This is a genomic window from Embleya sp. NBC_00888 (assembly GCF_045207655.1).
Taxonomy (GTDB): Bacteria; Actinomycetota; Actinomycetes; order Streptomycetales; family Streptomycetaceae; genus Embleya.
In genome coordinates this window covers 93814-116472 of the sequence record NZ_CP108786.1, presented here as the reverse complement: position 1 = coordinate 116472, position 22659 = coordinate 93814, and the positions used below count along the sequence as shown (strand labels likewise).

20 protein-coding genes are annotated in these 22659 nt (G+C 71.1%); 12 read left to right on the top strand and 8 right to left on the bottom strand.

Features of this window, described 5'->3' with window-relative positions:
* Positions 1-68 precede the first annotated feature (68 nt).
* On the bottom strand, positions 69-308 hold the full coding sequence (locus OG948_RS60085; RefSeq protein ID WP_406300981.1) for a hypothetical protein: 240 nt from the start codon (positions 306-308) through the stop codon (positions 69-71).
* Between the two features lie 148 nt (positions 309-456).
* On the opposite strand from OG948_RS60085, the gene OG948_RS60080 reads away from it, so the two are divergent.
* The 4 genes from OG948_RS60080 to OG948_RS60065 all read left to right on the top strand — a co-directional run bounded on the left by OG948_RS60080 (position 457) and on the right by OG948_RS60065 (position 4136).
* Complete coding sequence (locus OG948_RS60080) at positions 457-645, top strand: hypothetical protein (protein WP_406300980.1); 189 nt, start codon at positions 457-459, stop codon at positions 643-645.
* A 197-nt stretch (positions 646-842) separates the two neighbouring features.
* Complete coding sequence (locus OG948_RS60075; protein ID WP_406300979.1) at positions 843-2405, top strand: hypothetical protein; 1563 nt, start codon at positions 843-845, stop codon at positions 2403-2405.
* Positions 2406-2620: 215 nt separating this feature from the next.
* Positions 2621-3613 (top strand): ankyrin repeat domain-containing protein, encoded by a 993-nt coding sequence (locus tag OG948_RS60070; RefSeq protein WP_331733590.1) that lies wholly within the window; start codon positions 2621-2623, stop codon positions 3611-3613.
* A 133-nt stretch (positions 3614-3746) separates the two neighbouring features.
* Positions 3747-4136 carry a hypothetical protein gene (locus tag OG948_RS60065; RefSeq protein WP_331733588.1) on the top strand — a complete coding sequence of 130 codons (390 nt, stop codon included), beginning with the start codon at positions 3747-3749 and terminating at the stop codon, positions 4134-4136.
* Between the two features lie 959 nt (positions 4137-5095).
* Here the strand turns inward: OG948_RS60065 and OG948_RS60060 are convergent.
* Complete coding sequence (locus OG948_RS60060) at positions 5096-6283, bottom strand: LPXTG cell wall anchor domain-containing protein (RefSeq protein WP_331733586.1); 1188 nt, start codon at positions 6281-6283, stop codon at positions 5096-5098.
* Between the two features lie 1149 nt (positions 6284-7432).
* Here OG948_RS60060 and OG948_RS60055 point away from each other — a divergent pair.
* The gene (locus OG948_RS60055; protein ID WP_331733585.1) at positions 7433-7693 is read left to right on the top strand and encodes a hypothetical protein; all 261 of its coding nucleotides are present in this window, start codon (positions 7433-7435) and stop codon (positions 7691-7693) included.
* Positions 7694-8617: 924 nt separating this feature from the next.
* Here the strand turns inward: OG948_RS60055 and OG948_RS60050 are convergent.
* Together OG948_RS60050 and OG948_RS60045 are read right to left on the bottom strand one after the other, a co-directional pair.
* Entirely contained in the window at positions 8618-8743 is a 126-nt protein-coding gene (locus tag OG948_RS60050; protein ID WP_331733581.1) for a hypothetical protein, read from the bottom strand.
* Positions 8744-8841: 98 nt separating this feature from the next.
* Positions 8842-9714, bottom strand: coding sequence for a Ku protein (locus OG948_RS60045; protein ID WP_331733577.1), 873 nt, complete (start codon positions 9712-9714; stop codon positions 8842-8844).
* Positions 9715-10024: 310 nt separating this feature from the next.
* On the opposite strand from OG948_RS60045, the gene OG948_RS60040 reads away from it, so the two are divergent.
* Positions 10025-10681 (top strand): hypothetical protein, encoded by a 657-nt coding sequence (locus OG948_RS60040; protein ID WP_331733575.1) that lies wholly within the window; start codon positions 10025-10027, stop codon positions 10679-10681.
* 10 nt (positions 10682-10691) lie between these two features.
* Positions 10692-11588, top strand: coding sequence for a hypothetical protein (locus OG948_RS60035; protein WP_331733573.1), 897 nt, complete (start codon positions 10692-10694; stop codon positions 11586-11588).
* A 40-nt stretch (positions 11589-11628) separates the two neighbouring features.
* Here the strand turns inward: OG948_RS60035 and OG948_RS60030 are convergent, their stop codons facing one another.
* Entirely contained in the window at positions 11629-12204 is a 576-nt protein-coding gene (locus OG948_RS60030; RefSeq protein WP_406300978.1) for an Imm21 family immunity protein, read from the bottom strand.
* Between the two features lie 195 nt (positions 12205-12399).
* Between OG948_RS60030 and OG948_RS60025 the strand changes: the two genes are divergently transcribed.
* Positions 12400-12549, top strand: coding sequence for a hypothetical protein (locus OG948_RS60025; RefSeq protein WP_331733571.1), 150 nt, complete (start codon positions 12400-12402; stop codon positions 12547-12549).
* On the opposite strand, the gene OG948_RS60020 is transcribed toward OG948_RS60025, so the two are convergent.
* The gene (locus OG948_RS60020) at positions 12546-15986 is read right to left on the bottom strand and encodes a DNA polymerase III subunit alpha (protein ID WP_331733569.1); all 3441 of its coding nucleotides are present in this window, start codon (positions 15984-15986) and stop codon (positions 12546-12548) included. The genes OG948_RS60025 and OG948_RS60020 overlap by 4 nt on opposite strands.
* 394 nt (positions 15987-16380) lie before the next feature.
* Between OG948_RS60020 and OG948_RS60015 the strand changes: the two genes are divergently transcribed.
* The 4 genes from OG948_RS60015 (at position 16381) to OG948_RS60000 (ending at position 18908) form a co-directional block, all read left to right on the top strand.
* Positions 16381-16716 carry a hypothetical protein gene (locus tag OG948_RS60015; protein WP_331733567.1) on the top strand — a complete coding sequence of 112 codons (336 nt, stop codon included), beginning with the start codon at positions 16381-16383 and terminating at the stop codon, positions 16714-16716.
* Positions 16717-17272: 556 nt separating this feature from the next.
* Complete coding sequence (locus tag OG948_RS60010) at positions 17273-17431, top strand: hypothetical protein (protein WP_406300977.1); 159 nt, start codon at positions 17273-17275, stop codon at positions 17429-17431.
* A 70-nt stretch (positions 17432-17501) separates the two neighbouring features.
* Positions 17502-18059: a hypothetical protein gene (locus OG948_RS60005; RefSeq protein ID WP_331733563.1), complete on the top strand. Its 558-nt coding sequence runs from the start codon at positions 17502-17504 to the stop codon at positions 18057-18059.
* Positions 18060-18269: 210 nt separating this feature from the next.
* Entirely contained in the window at positions 18270-18908 is a 639-nt protein-coding gene (locus OG948_RS60000; RefSeq protein ID WP_406300976.1) for a hypothetical protein, read from the top strand.
* A gap of 564 nt (positions 18909-19472) precedes the next feature.
* On the opposite strand, the gene OG948_RS59995 is transcribed toward OG948_RS60000, so the two are convergent.
* Positions 19473-20582 carry a hypothetical protein gene (locus tag OG948_RS59995; RefSeq protein WP_331733561.1) on the bottom strand — a complete coding sequence of 370 codons (1110 nt, stop codon included), beginning with the start codon at positions 20580-20582 and terminating at the stop codon, positions 19473-19475.
* An 824-nt stretch (positions 20583-21406) separates the two neighbouring features.
* Positions 21407-22633: an IS30 family transposase gene (locus OG948_RS59990; RefSeq protein ID WP_406300975.1), complete on the bottom strand. Its 1227-nt coding sequence runs from the start codon at positions 22631-22633 to the stop codon at positions 21407-21409.
* Positions 22634-22659: the final 26 nt, after the last annotated feature.

Genomic DNA, 22659 nt, shown 5'->3' with positions numbered 1-22659 from the left:
GAGCCAACTACTTGCCTAATGTGACTTGAAGGCTACAGAGCCTTCATCTGCGGAAAGGCTTGACAACCCTAGATAATCGAAACGGCCTGGGCGTAGGCGTCGAGGTCGGCGAGAGCGGCGGCCGGCGCCGGGGTGTCGGTCATGTGGACGATCATGGCCGGGGGCACCGACACCCGCCGACGCGGGGCGTGTCCTTCCGCTCTCTCGGACGCGGACTCCGGGTCCGGATCGACCCGCTCGGCCCGCCTGTCGTCGTCCGCGCAGAACGTCACCCCGACCGAAAGATTGCGACCCGATATGACCGACATGCAAGAGTTCAGGAGTCTGTTCACCGAGCTTGCGGCCACGCCGTATCCGAGTCGCGCAAGGCTGGAAGCGCTACGGGAGGTGGGATCACTCCTTCTCGGCCTCGACACTCACGTCGCGGGATACGCGTCCCAAGTCCATGGCGGCCACATGCAAGCCGAGGAAGTGCCGGACCTGCCTCACCTGCTCGCCGAGGTCGAGTCTCTACGCCGAGCCGCGAATGCCGTTCGTCCGCAATCGGAACAGGACGTCCGACTGGCCCAGGAATATGTCCGGTACATACAGATCCTGGAGTCCTTGGTTCGCAGCCTCGACCGACTCGCCCACGGGCAGAAGTAGCCCCGGCCGGCCGACTTCGTCAACCTCGACTGTGGAGGCACTCACCGCCGGCCACGCAGGCCCCGTCCGCCACGCGAGGTTTCGAGTCCGAGGGGCAGAGACCGGGGGCCGGTGCGCCGCCGGATCGTTTGTGCTCGTGGTGTCCGTGCCGTGCGCCAGCATGACACCTGGTTGCCCGGGTCGAGGACGCGGGGCCGGTGACGTTCGGGGGAGTGTTGATGCGGACGGTGTTCGAGGGTTCGGTACACGTGGCGTACTCGCAGATGTACGTCGACAGCCGCGTCGACGGGGCGGCGATCGAGGGGGAGCACTGGGCGGGTCAGGCGAACGGCTTGTGCGGCGCCGCGGTGGAGGGGTTCCTGTTCCTGGTCACCGGTATGCACACCGGCCGCGTCGGGCTGACCATCGAGGTCCACGACGGCCCGCCCGCCGTGGACGGGCGGTGGGAGGACGTGGTCGAGGCCCCGTTCACCCCGCTGACCCGCGCCGTGCGGCTCGCGCAGTGGGGGGACGCCGACGCGTGCGGGTTTGAACTCGACCCGGTCGACCATCGGGTGCGGTACTGCGCGGTGGGGATGGACGAGGCCTCCGCGCACGGCGTGGTGTCCGCCGGGGAGCAGCCGGTGGACCGCTACCTGCTGCAGTTCTGGCCCGCGCCCGCGGAACCGGACCGCGTGGTGCGCCAGACGAGCGACCGGGCGGCGTACTGGCACAGGTTCGCCCGGCAACAGCCGCCGCCACCGACGCCCCGGGAGCGGGCCGCGGCAGCGCGCGCCGCCCGCGAGGAAGAGGCCCGCGCGCGGGCGGAGCGTGCCCGGGAGTACGAACTACGCCAGTGGGCGGGCCGGTTGCCGACTGAGCGGCTGCGGCGGGTGGGCGGGAACGTGCACGGGATGCGGATGCTGGACGTGCACCTGGTCCACGCGATCGCGCGCGTGGACGACGCGACGCAACGCCTGATCGCCCGCTGGGCCGCGCACCGCGCCTGTGCTGCGGCGGGCCTGGCCGACGTCGATTGGATCGCCTCCGCGTTGGCGGCGCTGGACGCGGGCGCACCGCTGCCCGCGCCGTTCGACGACCCGGGCGAAGTGTGGCGGCGCCTGCTCGAGGACCCGAATGTTCCGCGCACCACGATCACCCTCCCGGACGGGACCACCCACAACGCGCTCCGACAGGCGTTCGCCCTGCCGGCGTTGCTCGGCGCCGCCGAGCCGGACTCCCTGCAGGCCGCCCTCGACGCCCTGTACGCCGCCACGGTGTCCCACGGCACCGACCATCGCGCCTTCCTGGACGAGGTCCGCGACACCTGGCCCGGGCTCGGCGTCGTACCACCCGCACCGCCGGAGTCACCCCCGCCGCACTTCCCGTTCCCCCCGCCCACCGGGGACGGATTCGCCGACACCGCGTCGGGCCCGCGGACTTCGGTGGCCGAGGTGCGACCGACCGCCTCGGCGCCCGATCCGAAGACCTCGTCCACCCCGCCCCGACACCGCCCACCGACCACACCTCCCGTCGCGCGTCGGTCGCCCGGTTTGGGCAAGGGCCTTGCGTCGCTGATCCCGGCCTCCGGCCCCCGGCACCGCCCCGCCGGCGCAGCCACCTCGATGGACGGGGATCGATTCGTCATCGTCGCAGGATCCTCGGGCCGCCCTGCGGCTGCCGAGCCCGCCGCGGTACACGGCCTGGCGGGTGCCCCGAACAAGGGCGTCGACCCCGCCGGCGACGGCGACGGTGAGGAGGAGCCTCACGACGTCGGCTGAACAGGGGCGGATTCCCTGCCGCAACCTGAGCTCGCACCCGGCATGATCTCCCCTGCGGGCACGCCGAGTTCGTCCGTCGAGGGAGTCGCGTCGTGTAACCGCGCGCGACGCATCGGCCGTATCGGTGCCCGGCGGTGTGGGACGCGGCTGCGACCGCCCGATCCGGAGTGTGGGCGGTGTCCGAGCCGTGTGCGAGTGTCCCGGGGGAGCCCCGCATGGGGCTTCTCGGGTCGCGGCTGGAGGGGTCATCGGTGTCGGTGCGGGGGGATGGTTGGGCCGGTATCGGCTGGGACTGGAAGGACCATGACGACATCCGTCGTCGCCTGGACCGGGGCGCCGACCCGGAGGCGTGGCGCGGGCGGCGGCCCCTGCACCGTGCGGCCGTGTTCGGCTCTGCGGAGGTGGTTGCGGAGTTGGCCCGGCGGGTTGCGGACGTGGACGCGCTCGAGAACGGGGTGACGGCGTTGTGGGAGGCCGTCGTGTCCAGGAAACCGGACAACGCGCGGGCCCTTGCCGCCGCCGGGGCCGATCCGTGGCGTCGGTCGCTCGGCGGCTGGTCGCCGGGCCGGCTGAGCCTGGCCGGGCCCACCCCGGACCTGTTCACCGTGCCGCCCGACGAGCACCTGACCGACACGGAGCGCGCGGCGGCACAGGACGCCGACCGGCTCATCGCGGCGCTGGGCCGCTTCCACTGGGATGGCACGGGACTGGCCTGCGTGGCCGGGATCGACGCCCCCGAGGCGATCCGCCGCCTCGAGGCGACACCCGCACCGGCCGACACCGTCGACACGGCGCTACAGAATCCGCACACCGCCGAACAGGACGAGATCCTACGGATCGTCGGTGTGACATCCGTGCCGGGCGGCTGCGCCGTGACCCAACCGTGGGGATACGCCCCGAAGATGCCGGGCGTGCTGACCCGATTGTCGGTGGGAACCGTCTGCTACGGCCTGTACGCCAACCCCAAGAGCGGCAACCAGGGCGCGATCGCACGCGACGGAGCCATCGAGGGCTGGGACCTGCATCCGGGCGGCGGACCGTACCAGGACGACACCCCCGAGGAGGTCTTGACCGCCTACCTCCACCAGTACCACGCGGTGGCCTTCACCTGCGCCTTCGCGGGACTGCGCCCTACAGGGCCGCGGGCGGTTGTCGGACCCCCCGACCGGTGGGTTCGATTGCCGGAACGCGACTTCTGGAAACATTGACACCGGGCAAGCCGGTGCCCCGGAAGGCGGAAGCCAAGAGCACCCGGTTCTCGGGTTCGACCCCGCCGCCGGCAAGGTCGTTCTGTTTGAGAGACCCGACGCCGACTCCTTCTCGGACCGGACTGGAGCGCTGATGGACGAGCAGCACAGCCTTGATTTCGCCGAGCACGCACAACGGATAGTCGAGGCAGCGTCAATGGCACCGTGGCGGCTGCGCGACGGCCGGACCGTGGTTCCGCGCGTGGTACTGGCCGACTTGGCCGAGGTCGCCGTCGAAGCCCCGATCACCGGTCGAGAGATCGACTACACGCAGACGCTTCGCGAGTGCTTCGACGCTCTGGCTGCGAAGGATCACGGTGGCGATCCCGAACTCCACATCCTCGGCCTGATGCTCGCGCTGATGAGCATGGACCGCGGCGGCTTCGTCCCGCAGGCCAACGCCTGCGAGAACGCCCTTCAGTACATGGCCAGCCTGCGAGCCTGGCGCGAGGTCGGTATCACGTTCGGCGGCGCCTCCGCTTGACAAGACGGATTCCACAGAATGCTGCGGTATCTGTCCGAGCCGGCTCTGCGGGAGCACATCACCGCGGTGACGAAGCGCACCGAGGCGTTCCACAACTACGCGACGTGGAGCAGTTCGGGGCAGGATCAACAGACAACCGCAGCGTGGCCGGACAGCAGTTCCGCGGGTCGGGCCGCCGCAAGCGATCGGCGCCGCAGTCGACTTCCGACACGGAGCCGAGACACCGAACGTCCGACACGGCGTGAGACGGTGGACGAGACCGCAGGTCGCGGCGTCGGCATCCGAGGTGAGCCACGAGGTCCTACAGCATGTGTAGGGTCTCGCGCCGTGTGTCGGAACCTCACGCTGGATGTCGGATCGCTATCGGATCCGACATCGCCGTGAGACACCGCATGTCTCGTCTCAACTCGGTTGTCGGATTCTCACTGCATCTCATAGCGAGTTGGCCGATTCTCATGTATCTGGTCGTTCTGGCGATGTCCCGTCTCGGATGATCCGGTCCGATTTGGTCGTGGTTTCCACGACACGACGTGAGACAGCGGACGGACTCGTAGGTCACGGGACCGACATCAGTGCGGTGTAAGGACATCCGGCGCTTCTACTGGCCCGGCACGACCGACGATTTCGTTGTGGAGCCGACCCGTCATCGTCACGTCGCACTCGACGTGTGGTGACACCCATCGGCCGCCCGCACGCGCATGTCCCAGCGCGCGGGCGGCGCACACCGCAGGCCACCGAGCCGGACATGAAAGTTGCTTCCGGTCCCGTTTGGCGGGCCGGGCCAACGGAGCCGAGGGCTGCGGGTCACAGCACCCCTGTGCACACACGGCCCGTCTCGCCACTTCTGCCTGCGCGTCTTGTGATGCGCTCGAGTGGGACGGGACCGTGTGTGCCGGGTGCGCATGGCGAGCCGGGCGATTTGCCGCGACCCGACACGGAACGCCGCGAAGTGTGAATGATCAGCTGCGGCGACGGCGTACGGCGAAGGTGGTGCCGGCGCCCGCGGCGAGGGCGAGCACGCCGGCGGCGCCCAGGAGGGTCGCGGTGTTGCCGTTGTCGTCGCCGGTCTCGGCAAGTTCCGGCTTGCCCTGGGCGGGCGGGACCGGTGCGGCCGTGGCGGGCGTGGACGGCGCGGTGGTCGGAGTGGTGGTGGTCGCGTCACCGGCGCACCTGGGGGCGCCGGGGACGGTGACCGTGGTGAAGTCGGCCTTCTCGTAATAGTTGTTGGGGCCGGCGCCCGGGTAGTAGCCGAAGGCGATCCAGTGGTTCGTCGGGGTGGCGTAGCCACCGCCGATGCTGATCCGGGCCTGGAGGACCTTGTGGTCGACGGGGCCGGTGGCCCACTTGGCGACGTCGACGTCGAGCTCGCTCCGGCCTGCCGCCTCGTTCTTGACCTTGTGCCAGACGCCCTGTGGGTCCTTGACCTCGATCTGGGCGTCGCAGGCGGACGTCCCGCTCATCGCGCGGTCCAGGTCCATGCCGAACGAGGCACGGCTCAGGTGCCAGTCGGCCTTGTTCCGGGTCTTGAGGTGCACCTGGAACTCGTGCGGTTTGGCGTCGGCGGGGAGCTCCTTGGGCAGGCCCGTGTAGGAGGTCTCCAGCCCGCTCACACGCAACATGGTGCGTCCGTCGCCCTGGAGGTCGACGTAATTGCCGTTGGAGGTCGACCCCTTCGCGACGAAGACGCCCACGCCCATGTCGCTGGTGGGGCCCTCCGTGGCGACCTGCAGCAGACGCACCCGCACCCGCCAGGTGTGGTCGTACCCGGCGGGCAGGTCCATGCCCGCGGCCGGGGCGAGGTCGCCTCGCACGTCCCGCAATTCGCCGATGGTCCGGGTCGCGAGCGGCTTCCAGGGAGCGCCCGGTCCGTCGGCGACCTCCACGAGGACGGAACTGGGGACGGCCGGGTCATAGGAGGCACCCTGCAAGGACAGGTACGGGTGAACGCCCGTCAGGGACGTTCCGGTCTTGTTCGTCAGCCGGATCGTCCCCTCGGTCCAACCCCCCGCGTACTCGGCGGCATTGGGGAACTCGACGGTGACCGCCCCTTCGGGCAGGGCAAGCGCGGACGCCGGAGAGGCCGGAGCGAACACGCACAAGGGCACGGCGATTACTGCGGCGCTCACTATGAGACGCAGTGACTTCATGGATGTCCGTTCGAAAAGAACACGCCTCTGGGTGGGGCGTGTCACGTGGAATGCCGGGGAAGGCACGGTGGCTCACTCTAGAGGCCAACCACACGCTCCCACCATCGAGTTGCCCACACCGCCCGAACACGATTCGGCGAACACATTCCGACGTCGGACACCGACGTGTTCCAGGAACTCGTCACGGTCTGCCCGTCCGACGCCGGGTGTCGGTGGGGCCGGCTATGCTCCGCATCCGCCGGGTCCGGGGCGGTGCGGTGGCGCGACCGCCCTCGCGAACGGCCGGGTGTGTGAGGGCGTGTCGAGGGTCGTCGTCGTGTCGGGGCGTGGGGGCTTGGGGGGAGGCGTGCGGGATGGACGACGGTGTCGACGCGAAGGCGTTGCACGAGGCCTGGGTCGATGCGTTGCCGCGGTACTGGTCGCAGCAGTGGCAGGGGACCGACAGGGACGTGCGCACCGTGGTGGCGCGGATGCCGGTGGAGGTGTGGGACGGTTTCGTGTACGACGGGGTGCCGTGGGGCCGGTTCTCCCACGCCTACGGCTCGGGCGAGGACGTCCCCGAGGACCTTGAGGGGATGCGTTGTGCCGACGCCGTGACGGCGGAGCGGTCGCTCGGGTCGTTGTGGGGCTCGATCTGCCATCAGGGCTCGCGGGGTTCGGTGGCGCCGCTCGCGGTGCCGTTCCTGTTGCGGGTCGCCGCGGACCGCCGCGCGCATCCCCGGGTGGGCGCGCTCCTCCTGGTCGCGACGGTGGCACGCTGTGATTGTCAGGAGGATTCCCGCGCCGATCTGCTGCGGGTGGCCGATTCCGACGGCGACCACGGGCACTTCGATGTGGGCGGCTACTTTCAGAACTGGACCGTGGAGGCGGCACGCGACGCGATCACCGCGGACGCGCACATCCCGATCGCGCTCCTTCACGACCCGGACCCCGACGTCCGGGAGGCGGCCGCGTACGCCCTGGCCGCGGCCTCGGGCCGGGGAGATCTCCACCGCCCTGCACGACCGCTTCCGGATCGAGGACCACACGCGCGTACGCGCGAGCCTGATCCTGGCGATCGCGCGGTCGGCCCGGGAACACCGACACGACAATGCCGCCGCCTTCACCCGCGCCCTGTGGTCGGACCCCACGCGCCCCGCCGAGGTCCGGGTGGGCGCCGCCCTGGGCTGGTTGTGTCTGGTCGAGGACCCCGTGCCCGACACCCTGCGCGCCGCCCTCGCCGCGTGCGCCACCCCCGAACTCGACCGTGCAATGGCCTCGGTGCCCTGGCTCCGCCGGGTCGATCAAGCCGGCGCCGGATCGACCCATGTTCTCCGGCAGTTGCTCGATCCGGACCCGTTCCGACGTTCGGTGGCCGACGGCCGCCTCTGGGCGGAGGCCGAGGGCTGCGCCGACGACCCGCCCTTTTGACGGCTCGGTGGCGGCCGCGTCGATCGGGCGCTTCGGGGGCGGTTCGCGTCGGTGTCTGGGCATCTCGGCCATGCGCAGTTCGCATCCGCGCGCCCGGGCGTCGTCGTCGGGGGGTGTGCCGTCCGGGGCGAGGAGCCCACCGTGGCCCAGGACGTCAGTGCGTCGTCTCAGATCCACAGCCGGGAAGGAAGTCGTCGCCCGGTTTCGGGTCGTCGTTCCAGGCCCGGTGCTCCCGAAAGGCTTCCTTGTACGTTGCGCGAAGGTAGCCAAGCACGGCAAGGGAACTTTGCACGAGGTAATCGACGCAGGTCACGCCTCCAGCAAACGTCACTCTCTGATACGTGACGTGTCATGGGGCAGCTTCGGAAGTACCGGGCGCAGAGGGGCCACCGGGGGCCGGTGTGTCAGGCCCGGCGGATCGGCCGGTGCCTCGGAGTTGGAGCCGCTTCGGCAGAGCGCTACGGTGGTAGTGCCGTCGTGGTCCCGGGATGGTGTCCTGGCAACAGGCAGAGGTCTCTTGAGAGGCTCCGGGACGCTTACTTTCTTCCACGGGTTCTCGCAGCCGGTCCCCCGCGACGGGAGCACCTCCTTCACGTGCGGCGCCTCCGATCCTTCTCCCTGCCCGAACTCCCGAACGGGCTACGATCCTTGCATTCGGCCGACGCCGACAACGCGTGACCCGCAATGGGCAACGAGCGTGCCCATGGGACGACGGCATCGGTTCGAGCGGTCGCCGGGGCGCGGACACGGCCGGGATCGCGAGGTGCGCCGCAGACGGCGTTTGCGGACCTCGCGTGCGATACGGGCCGGGACCGGCGTGATGACGCCGCGGCATGTCGCCCCTCTCGCGGCATGGTCGCGGCCGGGACCACAACGGATCTATCGGAGGCTTGGGGTCGCCGGTGCGGGATGGGCGGGTGGTCATCAGGCGGCGGTCGCGAGGGTGGCCAGGGCGGTGGTGACGGTCGCGGCGAGGGTGAGGGTGGCGGCGAACGTGACGGCTGCCCGGGTGAGGGCCTGGGGGTATGTGGCAATGGCAATCCCCCGCACGTGTATCGACGGGCCGCGGTCAGCGTGCGTGTACCGCCCAGGTCACACCGGCACCGGCGCCCGGGTTCGACCGGTTCCGGCCGGGCGGGTGATCGGGTTCAGCCGGTCTTCTTGCGTGTTCGGGCCGCAGGGCCGTTCTTCCTCGTGCTGCCCGCGGTCTTGGACGTCGTGCGCTTCGCGGCCTTGGGGCGGTCCTTGGTGGCCGCCTCGACGCTGGCGGTGAGTGCGGACATCAGGTCGACGACGTTGTCCGCGGTCGCGGTGCGTTCGGCAGCCTCGTCGGGGTGGGCGCCGGCGGCCTTGGCCTCGACCAGGGCGTCCAGTGCGCGTTGATAGTCGTCGTGTACGTCGGCCAGGTCGAAGTCCTCGCTGAGGGTGTCCATGAGCGAGGCGGCCATCTTCAATTCCTGGGGGCGGATGGTCACCTCGCCCCGCGGGGCGATGCCCTCGGGGGCACGGAGCTCGTCCGGCCACAACATCGTCTGGAGGGTGAGGATGTCTCCCTGCACGCGGACCAGGGCCAGGCTCTCGCGGGTGGACAGGGTGATCTTGGTGACCGCCGCCCGGCCCTGTCCGGCGAGGGCCTCGCGGATGAGGACGTACGGCTTGGTCGCGGTGGGCCCGGCGGGCCCGAGGTAGTAGGGCTTGGACAGGGCGAGCGGGTCGATGTCGGCCTCGTCGACGAACGCGAGCACGTCGACGATCTTCTTGCTGGGCAACGGCAACTCGGCCATGTCCTCGTCCGTGAGCACGACCTGGCGCCCCTCCGAGGACTCGTAGGCCTTGGCGATCTCGGCGTACGGGACCTCCTCGCCATCCAGCTCGCAAACTCTCCGGTATCGGATTCGGCCGCCGTCGCTCTCATGAACCTGATGCGCCGCGGAGCGACTCTCCGAAACGGTTGCGGGATACAACTCGACCGGGATGCTCACCAACCCGAACGAGATGGAGCCCTTCCACGTCGCCCGCATACACACTCCTCGCCAAATGACACAAAATGACCGCTTTTCGATCGTATGGGATCAGTGCGGTGGTGACCAGGAACGCTTCGTCACCGACCGACGCCGGCGAGGGCGAGTCGGACACGGCCTCGGTCGCCGAGACGGCGCCGGAGGCGGCCGGGCCGGGGCGGGGCGGGGTCGGCGTGGCGGGGTCGAGCGGCGGTTGTCGGTGCGGCACCGTAGCGTCCGGTTTCGGTTGTCCGCTCCCGGGTGCGGGGTGGAGGATGTTCCCGTTCGGGGGGTGGGTGCGATTCCTGTCGTTGCTTCCGCGCGTGGTGTCGTGTTCGTCGACAATCACTCGCTGCACCTGGTCGCGGGGGAGAGGTTTCCCTGGGACTGGTCGTATTCCGTGGACACCACCGGTCTCGTCGAGGCTCGCGACGACGAGGTCCGCGTGAGCACCGGACTGGCGACGTGTGCGCGGATGCCGTTGACGGTGGAGGTCCACGACACGGACCCGGGCACACCCGGAGGCGAGTGGGACGACGTCACGGAGACCTCGCTGACCGTGCACACCGACGACCTCCACACCGTGGAGACCGGCGATGTCCCCTCCGTGCGCCTGCCCCTGGGCGCCGACGGGGCGGCCACCTACCGCGTCCGGGTCCACGCGCACGGACGCGACCTGGAATACGACGGCAGCGCCGGCGACCCGGCGGGCGAGCGCTACCTCGTCCAACTGTGGCCCGCGGCCCACGCCCCGGACCGCGTCGTGCGCCTGAGCGACGCCGCCCGGCACAGGCGGGACGCCGCGATCGCCCACGCCCGCAAACCCCTGCCACCCGTCCCGCTCCCGCCCGGGATTCCGCCCGGGCGGCCCATGACCGAACCCCGCCCGATGTCCACGCCCGCGTCGGCCGGCGGGCAACGCCCCACAACCATGCGGGCCGAGCGGCGACCCGCGGACGACGACCGACGGATTCCTCCCGGCCGCTAGCCTGCGGTCCATGAGTCTGGAAGCCGAACCGAGCGCGTTGGCGGCCCAGAAGGACCTCGCGGCCGACCTGGTGTGGCGTCTGCTTCGACACCGGGAGACCCGCCGCGCGGTGGCGCTGCTGCGCGAAGACCTGACCGAGGCGATGATCGAGGAGATCATCGCGCTCGGCTCGGCGCGCTCCCTCGCGGCCAACTGCTCCGTGCCTGCCGAGGTCAGGGCCCGCCTGGCGGAGCACCCGGAGCCGGCGGTCCGGTGCGCGATCGCCGCAAGCGTCGCGGACGATCCGCCGGGACTGTGGGTCCGGCTGGCGGACGATCCGGATCCCTCCGTGCGGATGTTCCTCGCGATGAACGATCATCTGGCGCCGGAACTGCCGGCCGGCCTGGCCGCGGACCCGGATCCGGGTGTGCGGTCGTCGATCGTCGACCACTGGCGCGATGCCCCGGACCGGGTGCGTCGGGCCCTGATGACCGATCCCGTCCCCCCCGTCCGCAGGGACAGTGTCCGGAACTACGTCCCGCCGGCGGACCTGCTGCCCGCACTTCTCGCCGACCCCGTGACCCGCGCCGCCGCCGTCGGTCATACGGCCCCGTCGCCGGAACTGGCCGCCGACCCCGATTCCGCCGTACGCGTGGCCGTTGCCGACCATCCGGACCTTCCCGCGGGTCTGCGCGACCAACTCGCGCAAGATCCGGACATGTTCGTCCGCAACGCGATCGCGGCCCGCCCGGACACCCCGCCGGCCCTGCGCGAGCGGATCGTGGCCACCCTGCAGACCGACAACCCCGTCGCCGGGTGGTTCCTGGCGTACCGCCGCGATCCCAACGTGGGTGGCACACCACCACCGGTCCCGCCGATACTCACCCGCGAACAGGCGGAAGCACTCCTGGCCCGGGCCGACCTGTAGGGCGCACGAAGCATCCGCAGCGGCCGAGGCAGGCCCCGCTTCAGGCTGCGGGCAAGAGCCGGACCACGCCCACCGACGCGTCGTCCCCATCCACGTATGCGGCACTCACGCGCCATCGACCGGCCTCGACCGGGACGGGCGCCTGCTCCGGGAGAGCGCCCCCGCCCGGATACCCGACGTCCAACGCGTTCCCGGCCATCACGGCGTCCATCAGCACTGCGGCCCCGTCCGTCTCCCAGACGCCGCAGTCCTCCCACACGGTCGCCGAATCGGCGATGACGGCTTCCGCCATGGCAAGGAGTTCCGCTTCGGAGTCCGCCCCTAGCCACCGCACGAACCCCCGCAGGTCCGGCACGAAACAGCTGCTCGCCGGCTCATCGCCCAACACCAGCACCCGGGCACCGCCGGTTCCGACGGCGAGCACGCCGGCCAAACCCTCCACGTCACAGGCACGGTCGTAGTCCTCACGGACTCCCGTCCGACCCCACGACTGCGACGAGCCCGCCCAGTCCGCCTGCACCGAGAGGGGGACCACGACCAGCGGACCGCCCGTCGACTCCACCCAACACAAGGAGCCGCGGACCGGGCCGAAGGGACCGGACGACACTTCATGCATGCGGTGATTCTTCACCAACGCGTCGAACCCTCATCCACCAGGTGCCCGACAGCGTCACGCGCCGACTCGGCCCGGATTACCAGGGCCGCGGTGGCGGTAGCGGGTCGGATCGACCGGAGGGGGGTTGGAGGTCGGCGTAGGGGGTTGGCTCCCCGGTGCCGCAACGCAGGACGCCCGTTGTCGGGGCGGGGTGGGATGCGCGGTGGGGGCACCTCGACCCGTTCCGGCCCGGGCCGTTCGCTCAGCGTGCTCACCGACCCCGACCTCACCGAGGCGGACGAGGTCAGGGCGTGGCTGGACTACCACGACGCGCCGATCGCGCAGGCCGGAGCCGCGTACGTCTAGCCCGCGCTTCCGGGGCTGCGGTGGCCGTAGCGGGTGAGGTCGGCGGAGCGTTGGCCGGGGGGTTGGAGGTCGGCGTAGGGGTGTTGGAGTGCGCCGGTGCCGTGGACGAGGATGCGCCGTGGTTGGGCGGGGGTGGGGTGTGGGGTGGGGGCGCCGAGGAGGTCGAGTGCGGCCTGGGGTCCGTGGTCGCGGCGGAGGGTGGCGATTTCGTCGAGGTCCCAGGCCATGGTGCCGACGACGGTGCGCCGGCGTCCCCGGACCTGGACCTTGCCTCGGACCAGGAGGAGTCCGGAGTGGAAGACGGTGTGGGCGCAGGCGGGGTGGGAGTCCTCGAAGAAGGCGAGGTCGACGAGGCCGGAGCCGTCTTCGAGGGTGACGAAGATGACGCGTTTGCCGGAGGCGATGGGTGGGGTCTGGGTGGAGGCGCGGACGCCGGCGACGAGGACTTGTCGGCCTGCCGGCTGTTCGGCGAGGTGGGTGGCGTCGACGGCGCCGATCTCGCGGAGGAGTCGGTGGTGGTGTTCCATCAGGTGGCGGGAGAGGTCGATGCCCAGGATGTGGAGTTCGGCGCCGACGGCTTCTCGGGTGGTCATCTCGGGGAGTCCGCTGGGGGCGGTGGCGTCGAGTCGGCTGTCGGCGAGGGGGAGTTGTCCGTCGCCGACCCTGCGGGTGCGGCGGTGGAGTTCGGGCAGTTGCAGGAGCAGGTCGCGGCGGGTCAGGCGTCCGTCGTGCAGGGAGTCGAGGGCGCCGATGCGGGCGAGGTGTTCGGCGGTGGGCAGGGCGGGGCGGGCGCGTTGCCACAGGTCGGACAGTGAGGTGTAGGGGCGGCCGGCGTCGAGGCGGGCGCATTCCTCGTCGGTGATGCCGCGCACCGCGGACAGTGCCAGCCGCACCCCCCACGTGCCGTCGCTCGTCTGCTCGATGGTGTGGCCGGGGCGGGAGTGGTTGACGTCGACGGGCAGGATCGGGACCCGGTGGCGGCGGGCGTCGGCGACGATCACCCGGCGCGGCCACATCCCCGGATCGTGCTCGAGCAACCCCGCGTACAGCGCGGCCGGATGGTGGGCCTTGAGCCACGCACTCTGCAACGCCGGGACGGCGAACGCGACCGCGTGCGCGCGGCAGAAGCCGTATGCGCCGAAGCTCTCGACGATGCGCCACACCTCCTCGCGCACCTCGGGGGTGTAGCCGCGGGTGGCGGCGTGTTCGTGGAACCAGTCGCGGACCTGTGGCATGCGGTCGCGGTCGGACAGGGCGCGGCGGGCGACGTCGGCCAGCGCCAGGTCGCAACCGGTCATGACGGACAGCAGGCCCATGATCTGCTCGTGCCAGATCGTGACGCCGTAGGTGTCCGCGAGGACCGGTTCCAGGTCGGGGTGGGGGTAGGTGGGGGCGGCGCCGTGGCGGGCGGCGATGTACTGCTCCGGCATGCCCCCTGCGACCGGCCCGGGCCGGAACAGGGAGATGTCGGCGATGACGTCCTGGACGCCGCGCGGCTGCAGGCGACTGAGCAGATCCTGCTGGCCCGGGCTCTCCAACTGGAACATGCCGATGGTGTCGGACGCCTGGATCAGCCTGAACGCGAAGAAGTCGTCGAGCGGCACCTGATGTGGGTCGTCGAGGTCGATGTGTGTGCCGGTGGTGCGTTCGACCTCGGCGACCGCGTGCGCCATCGCGGACTGCATCCGCACCCCCAGCACGTCCAACTTGATCAGGCCGAGGGCTTCGACCTCCTCCTTCGCCGCCTGCACCATGGGGAAGGCGTCGCCGGGGGTGGGCTGCACCGGCAGCCGGTCCAGCAGGGTGGCGTCGGTGATGATCACCCCGCAGGGGTGCATCGCCATCCCGCGCGGCAACGCCTCCAACCGCTCGGCGAGTTCGAACAGCGGCCCGTACCGCCCCGCCTCGGCCGCGAGCTGCCGCAGTTCGGGCAACTCGGCCAGCGCGGTGGTGATCCCGCGGGCGCGGATGTGGGGGAAGGACTTCGCGATCCGGTCGATGTCGGGTGCGGCCAGGCCCAGGGCGAGGCCGACGTCGCGCAGTGCGTGGCGGGCCCGGTAGGTCTCGGGCATCGACGTCACCGCGACCCGCTCGCTCCCGAACCGCTCGAAAATTCTGCGGTAGACGTCCAGGCGCCGGGCGGACTCCACGTCGATGTCCACGTCCGGCAACGAGGACCTGCGCTCGGACAGGAACCGTTCGAACAGCAGGCTGTGGTCCAGGGGATTGGCGGTGGCGATGTCCAGCGCGTGGCACACCATCGACCCCGCCCCCGACCCGCGCGCCGCCACCCGCACCCCCATCTCCCGCACATCCGCCACCACCTGGCCGACCGTGAGGAAATAGGTGTCGCACCGCAGCCGCGCGATCACCTCCAACTCCCGCGCCAACCGCCCCATCGCGACCTCGTCGCGGTCCAGGCCCCGCCGGACCATTCCGGCCTCGCAACGCTCGCGCAACACCCGCGCCGCCGACTCGTCCGTGGCACCCACCACGGCCGGCTCCGGCAGGTGCGCCGAGCCCAGGCCCAGGTCTCCCACCGGATCCAGCCGGCACTCGTCCGCGGTCGCCGCGGTCCGCGCCAGCAACGCCCGAGCACGATCGGGCCCGGCCCCGGCGGCGTCCGCGATCCGGTCAGCGATCGCCGCCATCGCCTCAGGCCCCTTGAGCCATCGCTCACCGGAGTCCAGGTAGGCCGGATACGCGAAGCGGATCGGCCGCAGCAACCGGGCCGCGTCCAGAACGTCGGCGACCTTGTGCTGATCCGGGTCGGCGTAGCGGACCGCATTGCTCACCACCGCCGCCACCCCGGTTCGGTCGGCGAACTGCACGGTCCGGGCGGCCAGACGCAGCGAACCCGGCCCGGTCCCCGACAACCCGTAGTAGACGCTCTCCAGGCGCAGCGCATCACCGAACAGTTCACGCCACGGCGCCAACAGGTGCTCCGCGGTGTCCGGCCGGCCGTCGGACAGTGCCCTGACCGGTTCCGAGGTCGGCCCGAGCAGCACGGTCAACCCTGATCCCGCGTGTTCGCGCAGCGCCGACCACGGCACCACCGGCGGCCCTTCGACGGCGTGTTCGGCCGAGACCAGACGGCACAACCGCGACCAGCCCTCGCGGTCCCGGGCGAGGAGGGTCACGCGCAGCGGGGGTTGTTCGACGTGGGCCCCGCCGCGGACCGGCGTTCGGCGCCGCTGCGCGCGGGGCGTGGCGGGCGTGGTGGGGTCCACGGCGACGTCGACGCCGAAGATCGGGCGCACCGCGCGCTTCGCGCAGCTCTGGGCGAAGCGCACCGCGCCGCCGACGGTGTCGCGGTCCGTCAGGGCCAGGGCCGACATGCCGCGCTCGGCGGCCCGCGCCACCAGGTCCTCGGGGTGGGAGGCGCCGTACCGGGCCGAGTAGCCCGACGCGGTGTGCAAGTGCGCGAAACCGTCCACCGCACACCTCCGCCCGCGTCCACCCCCCCTGTCCGAAAATTACCTCTCATTCGGACAATAGTTCGAATAGATCAACTTTGCCAACCGTCCTCCTCGCGACGGGGCGTTGGTTGGCCATGGGCATCGGTCGTTGGCCATCTGGATCTTTCAGCCGTCGGGACGGCCCCGACTCGCAGCCCGGCGTTGTCTGCCACGCAGGCGCCGGCCCTCGGGCGGGCTCGCCGGCAGCGTGTCGGAACCGAAGGGCGGCGCCCCAGGCCCACGTTCCGGCGGTCGGCCCACCCCGAACCTCCGCTTCCGCAGGCCGGCCCTGGGTAGGAGTCGAGCATCCGCGGTGGTCCGGGGGCCGGACCCGAGGCTCGGACGACCACGCCCGATCCGGAAGGCCCCGCCCATGCCCACCACCCGTCACGAGGAACTGCGCACGGCCGTCACCGGCGCCCGCCGCGCACTCGCCGCACACCCGGACGCGGAGACCGCGCCCGCCCTGGCCGACCTGATCGCCGCCGCGGAGCCCTTCGCCAACTTCGCTCCCGCCGTCCTCCCTCCCGTACCGCGCGCTGGGCACACACACGAACACCATCGACACCGCACCACCGACGAGGCCGGGGCGCCGACCTCGACGGGCGTCGTGATCGAGGATTCGGCCGACGGCCCATCGTGCGGCCGCTTCCCGCCCGCGACGACGGATGGCCAACCGACCCTGACCAAGGTGGCCAACGGTCGATGACCGCCCCACCGTTGACCGGCGGTGTTCCGAGCGCCTCTGGCCATCCATCGCCGACGGTGTGCGACCACAGCCGGGGCGGCTGAGCCGTGACAAGGTAGTGGGAACCCGGTCTCGACTGGTGGCACCGGGTCTTGACGGCTGACACCGAAGCCGCACTCTCGTTCTGCGCGTCGGTGTGACGAGTTCCGCAACGCATCCCAGCACCAAACACGGGGCGTACGCGGTGGCGCCCGAATCGGGTCGCGCAGGCATTGTCGGCTGCGAGAGGATCACGCCGGCAGGAGGGGAACGTCAGGGAGCCCGGGTGACTGGTCAAACAGCGAAGATCGCATCGCGTTGCGAGTGCGGCAGCATGGCGGTGCGACAGGTGAACCAATTCATCCTGCGCGACGAGTTGTGGTGGGACACGGAGTTCTCTTGCGGGTCCTGCGGCACCTACCTGTGCGAACACGCCGGTCCGGGACCAGCACCTGATCATGTCCGGGAGGCTCTACTCGCGGCGCACGGACCTGTCAGACTGCGGTTGGTCGGTCCGGCTCCCAGTCTCGTCCCGGCTTTGAAGGTCCTTCGGGAGGTCTCGGCGGCCTCGTTGTCGCGGGCTCGTGAGCTGGTCGGGGAACTGAGCCATGACGGCCTCGTGGGGACGCTCTCGGAGATGGAGTTCCTGAAGGCCCGGCTGCAGTTGCGCGGGGTTCACGTCCACGTCGAACGGTAGTTGTCCCCGGAGTGCCACCCCTGTCGAACTTTCTCGGCCGCCGGTCGTCCAGCGCTCCTAGACTCGGGCGATGAAGAACACCAAGGCGTTCCGTACCGCGTTGGGCGAGACGCTCAGCGAACTGGCCCGACGCGGGGTCACGGTGCGGCCGGGTACGGTCGCCGACACGATCGAGGCCAACATGACCGCGGTGGCCCGGCAGTTGGGGATCCAACCGCGTTCGGCCTGGCGGTACTTCGACGCCGCGGCCCTGGCCGACACGATTGCGAAACAGGTCCATGAGCGCGAGGACCGGGGGTCGAAGGACGTGGGTTGCGCCCCGATGCCGCCGGTGGGCAACCCCGAGCTCGCCCTGATCCTGGCGGGTGTTCCCGACGCCCTGGCGGAGAGCGGCGGCGACCTGTACGCGGTGATGGTCAACGTGGCGGTGAACGCGTGGATGGCGGGCCACATCCACGGCGAGGACGGATGCGACGGGTGCGAGGGCGCGCGCGGTCCGGCCGGTCACGACTGGCAGGCGCGGATGGACGCCGTCTCCACGCTGATGCCCGACATCGACAAGTGGTTCGATCGCGACGTGTGGACCGCGGCACTGCACGACAGCGGCTACGGCGTCACCCGACGCTGACAGCCCCTGCCGGGGAACGTACGGAGCGACGGCCCGGCCCCGCTGCGCAGACGCGTGCCGCCACCCACGGCACCGACGGCGACCCGTTCCGCGCCTCGGGTACCCGACCTTCCGTCGGCTCGGGGTGCGGGCGGTCGGAGTCCACCCGTCCGGGTCGGTCGCACCCGGTTCGCCGGACCGGCCGTGAACGCCGGTCCTACGCTGACGGCCGTGGCAGACATCGAAGAGAGCACGACGTACAAGTCCCTGGTGACACGGATCCGGGCGGCGCTGTCGGAACGCGGCCTGGACGCGGAGCCGGTGGCGGTGCGCAACGTCCTCACCCACGCGGTGGCGACGCTGGCCGAACGCCTGGACGTCGGCCCCCGGGCGGTCCTGCTCTACATCGAGCCCGACGTGATCGCCGACCAGATCGCCGCCGCCGCCGATCCCGCCGCGGAGGGGTCGGACTACGTCCACGGCGTTCGCCCGGCCCGCCCCGACGCGCGTTCGGTCCCCACACCCCGACACGCCTGCTCTCGGCCGCTGATGGCGCTGACCCAGGCCCTCAAGTACGCCTCCACCAACGGGGACTCCCGCACGGTGCAGCACGCCGCGGACCTCGCCTTCGAGCTCGGCGTCGCGGTCGGGGCCGACCCCGACCGGGACCGCGTGGACATCCCCGTGGGCGTCCTCGACGAGGCCGCCGACATCCTCGACCACGTCGCCGACCGGATCGAGTCCCACGGATGGAGCCTGTGCCCGTGCGGCGACAAGCACGGCCAGGCGCGGATCGACGCACAAGTCCTCGACGCCCTGCGCGGCGACGCCGATCTCGTCCGCACCACACGCGCCGGCGTCGACGGCTGAGCGCCCGCAACCCCGGCAACGACTCGGGCTCGCCCGGGCGGGGCCGCGCCGCACCCTCGCCCCCGGCGATTGTCCTGCCCCGCGTTCCTGCAAGGCCGGAGCGACCGGTGGGGTCGAAGACCGTGGGTCGGGTAGTGCGCCACACGGATTCCGTGCTCGACGCAAGCGCGGTGCGTCGCGGAGCGAGGGTCGGCGGCGGGCCATGGGAGCGCCCGAGCTCGAAGTTCCTAGAGGACGTGGCGTACCCCGAAGTCTGACCTGGCAGCAACCGATCGCTGATGCGGACGGAATTGAGGCATACAACCAGAATTGGTGGACCGTCGACGGGTGTCTCCCGTCAGCTCGGGCGCCTTCGCCCTGGCGAGCGCGGTCACCCGTACGTGGCCGAGCGCGGCGTTCACATGCACGCCACCGGGCGGCAGTCCGACCACCGGTGCTCCCGTATCCGGGTGGACCGGGCGGTCGAGACAGGGCTCCCGTTCCCGGCCCGGTCGGACCCGGGCGCGGGGTTCGCCACGGGTCGTGACCGGGATATCGGTGGAGTGTGGATGTTCCGGATGCGCGCTATTGCCCGTCGGGTGTCGGCCGGTTCGCGAACGCCGGCAGCCGACGGCCTGACGCCGTCTCCAGGAGCCGGACGATGCCGGGGTCCTCGACCGCGAGGGCGTCCCTCGCCACTTCGCACCAGTCGTCACGTTCGAGGAGAGCCAGGTAGTCGTCCCGGTAGGGCTGCCATCGCCGAACCGGGCCGATCGAGCCCGCGTCGCCTTGCAGGCTGTTCGCCAGCCATGCGGCGGTGCAGTATCGGCCGGCGGAAGGCTCCGATCGCTCGAGGTGGCGCAGATGCGCGGCGAGTACCGCCTCGGCGTGGGGATAGCGCGCGAGCGTGACGCCCATGCCCTGGCTGTACGTCATCACCAAAAGCAGTCTGCCGGTGTGGTCGGTGATCTCGTCGTCCACGCAGGGGCCGGTGACGACTTCGTGCAGACGAGTGGTCCGGGCGACCTCGCCGACGAAGTACGCGTTGAGGAGATCGCCGTCGCATGCCCTGCGCAGGAGCCAGGGCCGGGCGGTGGGGTCGTCGCGTCGACACAGGGCCTCCACGACGTAGACCCGTCCCCAGCCGGTGACTCGATCGGCGAGCCACAGGAGGGCATCGGTGCCCTGGGGCAGTCTTTCCAGGGTGTGCGCGGCCAGGGGGCCGAAGTGGTTGGACAGCAGGCCGATGGTTCGGATCAGGGTGACGTCGTCGGCCGTTGCGACGGCGGCGACCAGGGCGAGCCCCACGGTGACCGAGTCGCGGTCGGTTCCGTGTCGGACCAGCCATCGGCCCGTGTCGTGAACACGACGCCTGTCCGCTCCCTCGGCCGCGGCAGTGATGTGGGCGTTGGGATGAATGGGGACGTAGACGTCGTGGAACGCGCCGACCAGTTCGCCGGGTTGCGCGGCGGTGCGGGCGAAATACGCGTCCAGGACGAGCGCGGCCTCCTTGCCGGCGGCGTGCCGGTCCTGCGGCGTCTTCGGCCGAGACCGGCGGCGGTGCAACGCATCGTCGGGGTACGGCTCTCCGTCCCGCGGCAGCGGCTCGTCCGGGGCCGGTAGGTGGAGTCGTAGCACGTGTTCGAACAGGGACATCCGCGATCCGGGCGGTTGCATCCCGGCCGTCTCGCTCATCGGCGGACGGAGGACTCGATTCTCTTGATCATGTCGGGCAGCGTGCCACGCCCCGTGGGGGCCTGCAAGGCGAATATCGCTCCTTGGGGCCGCACGAGGCGCGCCGAGTTCACAGCGATCCGGCTATCCCCGGGTGGGGGCTTCGCGTGGGCGCGGGCCCGGCAGCGGCTCGGGCGGCCCGCCGATCGGGGGATGTCGGCGGGCCCGGAGCGCGGCCGCACGACGGGGTGACGCGGGGCCACAATCGACCAACGACCGCAGCGGCCCGAGGTCACCCACGTGTCGATGAACGCCCTCGCTGTTCGGGCGTGTTCCGCCGGGAGCGACCCGAGCGCGACGCACCGGGCCGTCGACCGCGACCGGCACGCAGCCGCGCCGCCCGCTTCGCGGGATCGCTCCGTGACAACCGCATGTGATCTGCGGTCAGCACGCAGTTCCCGATGTCGACGGTGCCGGCGGTTCCAGATATGAGCTGCGCACTGCTCCCTCGCGCCCACGACGCCACGGCCCTGCGATCGCTGTGCCGCGTGCTCAAGGCCGAGCAGGTGGTTGCGCCGGGCCGCCTCGACAAGGTGTCGACGCGCGGACCGGGCCAGGAGCCGTCGAGGACCTCGGGCCCGGTCAAGCGGGACGTTGCCGCCGTTCGGGCGACCCGTGCGGGTACCGGGTGTGGTCGCGAGGCGAAGGTGCGTTCACAGGGCGGGTGTTCCGCTCGACGTACCGAACGCGGCCGAACCCCCGTGCGGGCCGCATCCGGTACGTCGATTCGGCCCGCCGACGGGGGGGGCGCTTTCCAGTGGTCGTTGCAACACGTGGTTGGTTGTTCAGGCCGCGAGCAGTTTAAGCAGGCGCTCGGCTGGGGTTTCCCAGCCGAGCGTTTTGCGTGGGCGACCGTTGAGCTCGGCGGCGACCGTGTCCAGGTCCTCACGGGTGTGGGCGGACAGGTCGGTGCCCTTGGGGAAGTACTGCCGCAGCAGCCCGTTCGTGTTCTCGTTTGAGCCGCGCTGCCAGGGGCTGGCCGGGTCGCAGAAGTAGACCGGGATGTCGGTGGCGAGGGTGAACTCCCGGTGCCGTCCCATCTCGCTGCCCTGGTCCCAGGTCAACGACCGCTTCAGGTGGGCCGGCAGGGTCTGCACGGTCTCCACCAGGGCGTCACGGACCAGCTCAGTGCCCCGGCCGTGGGGCAGGTGCAGGAGCATCACGTAGCGAGTGGAGCGTTCAACCAGGGTGCCGATGGCCGAGGCACCGTCCTTGCCGATGATGAGGTCGCCCTCCCAGTGGCCTGGCACCGCCCGGTCCTCTGCCTCCGCGGGACGCTCGCTGATCATCACCATGGGGTCGCGGTATCGGGGCTGGCGCTGCTGGGCCTGGCGGCGGGGCTTGCGCCGGGCACGGCCGGTGCGCAGGTCGCGGGCCAGGTCGCGGCGTAGTTCGCCGCGGCTTTGGACGTAGAGGGCCTGGTAGACCGTTTCGTGGACCACGTGCATCTCCGGCCGGTCGGGGAAGCGGGCCCGCAGAGCCTGGCAGATCTGTTCAGGGCTCCAACGGCGTTCGAGGTGGTCCCGGATGAAGTCCCGGAGCTCGGGGTTCAGGCCGATCTTCCCCGGCTTCGGACGAGGCCGTCGGGCAATGGCGCGGGACTGTGCGGCGTGTGGCCGGTAGTGCCATTTCCCTCGCGGGTCGATGGTGCGGTTGCGCTGTATCTCCCGGCTGATCGTGGACGGGCTGCGATTCAGCTCGGACGCGATGGTGCGGATGGATGCCCTTTCCCGGAGGCGGTCCGCAATGTGTATGCGCTCTTCCTCGCGAAGGTACCGCCCGCAAGACGCAGAAGCCGGCGCCACCGGTCGAACCGGTGGCGCCGCTCCTGTGCCTCCCGACGCATTGCGTCCATTGCGCCAGCGTCTGCCGGTCTTCGGGTTGATCCCGACGATTCGACATGCTTCGTAGTTGCTGAACCCCTGCTGCACGAGCAGGAAGTATGCAGCTCGCTCAGCAGAGAGCGATCTGCGGCCCTGATTGACCGTCCGATCCCTGATCTCGAAGTCCATCGCGCCCCTTGAGCTGGGGTGTTGCG

Coding starts and splice junctions, on each gene's coding strand:
- OG948_RS60005 (WP_331733563.1), top strand. CDS start 17,502: ATGAAGAACACCAAGGCGTTCCGTACCGCGTTGGGCGAGACGCTCAGC.
- OG948_RS60060 (WP_331733586.1), bottom strand. CDS start 6,283: ATGAAGTCACTGCGTCTCATAGTGAGCGCCGCAGTAATCGCCGTGCCC.
- OG948_RS60015 (WP_331733567.1), top strand. CDS start 16,381: ATGCCCACCACCCGTCACGAGGAACTGCGCACGGCCGTCACCGGCGCC.
- OG948_RS59995 (WP_331733561.1), bottom strand. CDS start 20,582: ATGAGCGAGACGGCCGGGATGCAACCGCCCGGATCGCGGATGTCCCTG.
- OG948_RS60030 (WP_406300978.1), bottom strand. CDS start 12,204: ATGCATGAAGTGTCGTCCGGTCCCTTCGGCCCGGTCCGCGGCTCCTTG.
- OG948_RS60025 (WP_331733571.1), top strand. CDS start 12,400: ATGCGCGGTGGGGGCACCTCGACCCGTTCCGGCCCGGGCCGTTCGCTC.
- OG948_RS60065 (WP_331733588.1), top strand. CDS start 3,747: ATGGACGAGCAGCACAGCCTTGATTTCGCCGAGCACGCACAACGGATA.
- OG948_RS60080 (WP_406300980.1), top strand. CDS start 457: ATGCAAGCCGAGGAAGTGCCGGACCTGCCTCACCTGCTCGCCGAGGTC.
- OG948_RS60085 (WP_406300981.1), bottom strand. CDS start 308: ATGTCGGTCATATCGGGTCGCAATCTTTCGGTCGGGGTGACGTTCTGC.
- OG948_RS60070 (WP_331733590.1), top strand. CDS start 2,621: ATGGGGCTTCTCGGGTCGCGGCTGGAGGGGTCATCGGTGTCGGTGCGG.
- OG948_RS60035 (WP_331733573.1), top strand. CDS start 10,692: ATGAGTCTGGAAGCCGAACCGAGCGCGTTGGCGGCCCAGAAGGACCTC.
- OG948_RS60045 (WP_331733577.1), bottom strand. CDS start 9,714: ATGCGGGCGACGTGGAAGGGCTCCATCTCGTTCGGGTTGGTGAGCATC.
- OG948_RS59990 (WP_406300975.1), bottom strand. CDS start 22,633: ATGGACTTCGAGATCAGGGATCGGACGGTCAATCAGGGCCGCAGATCG.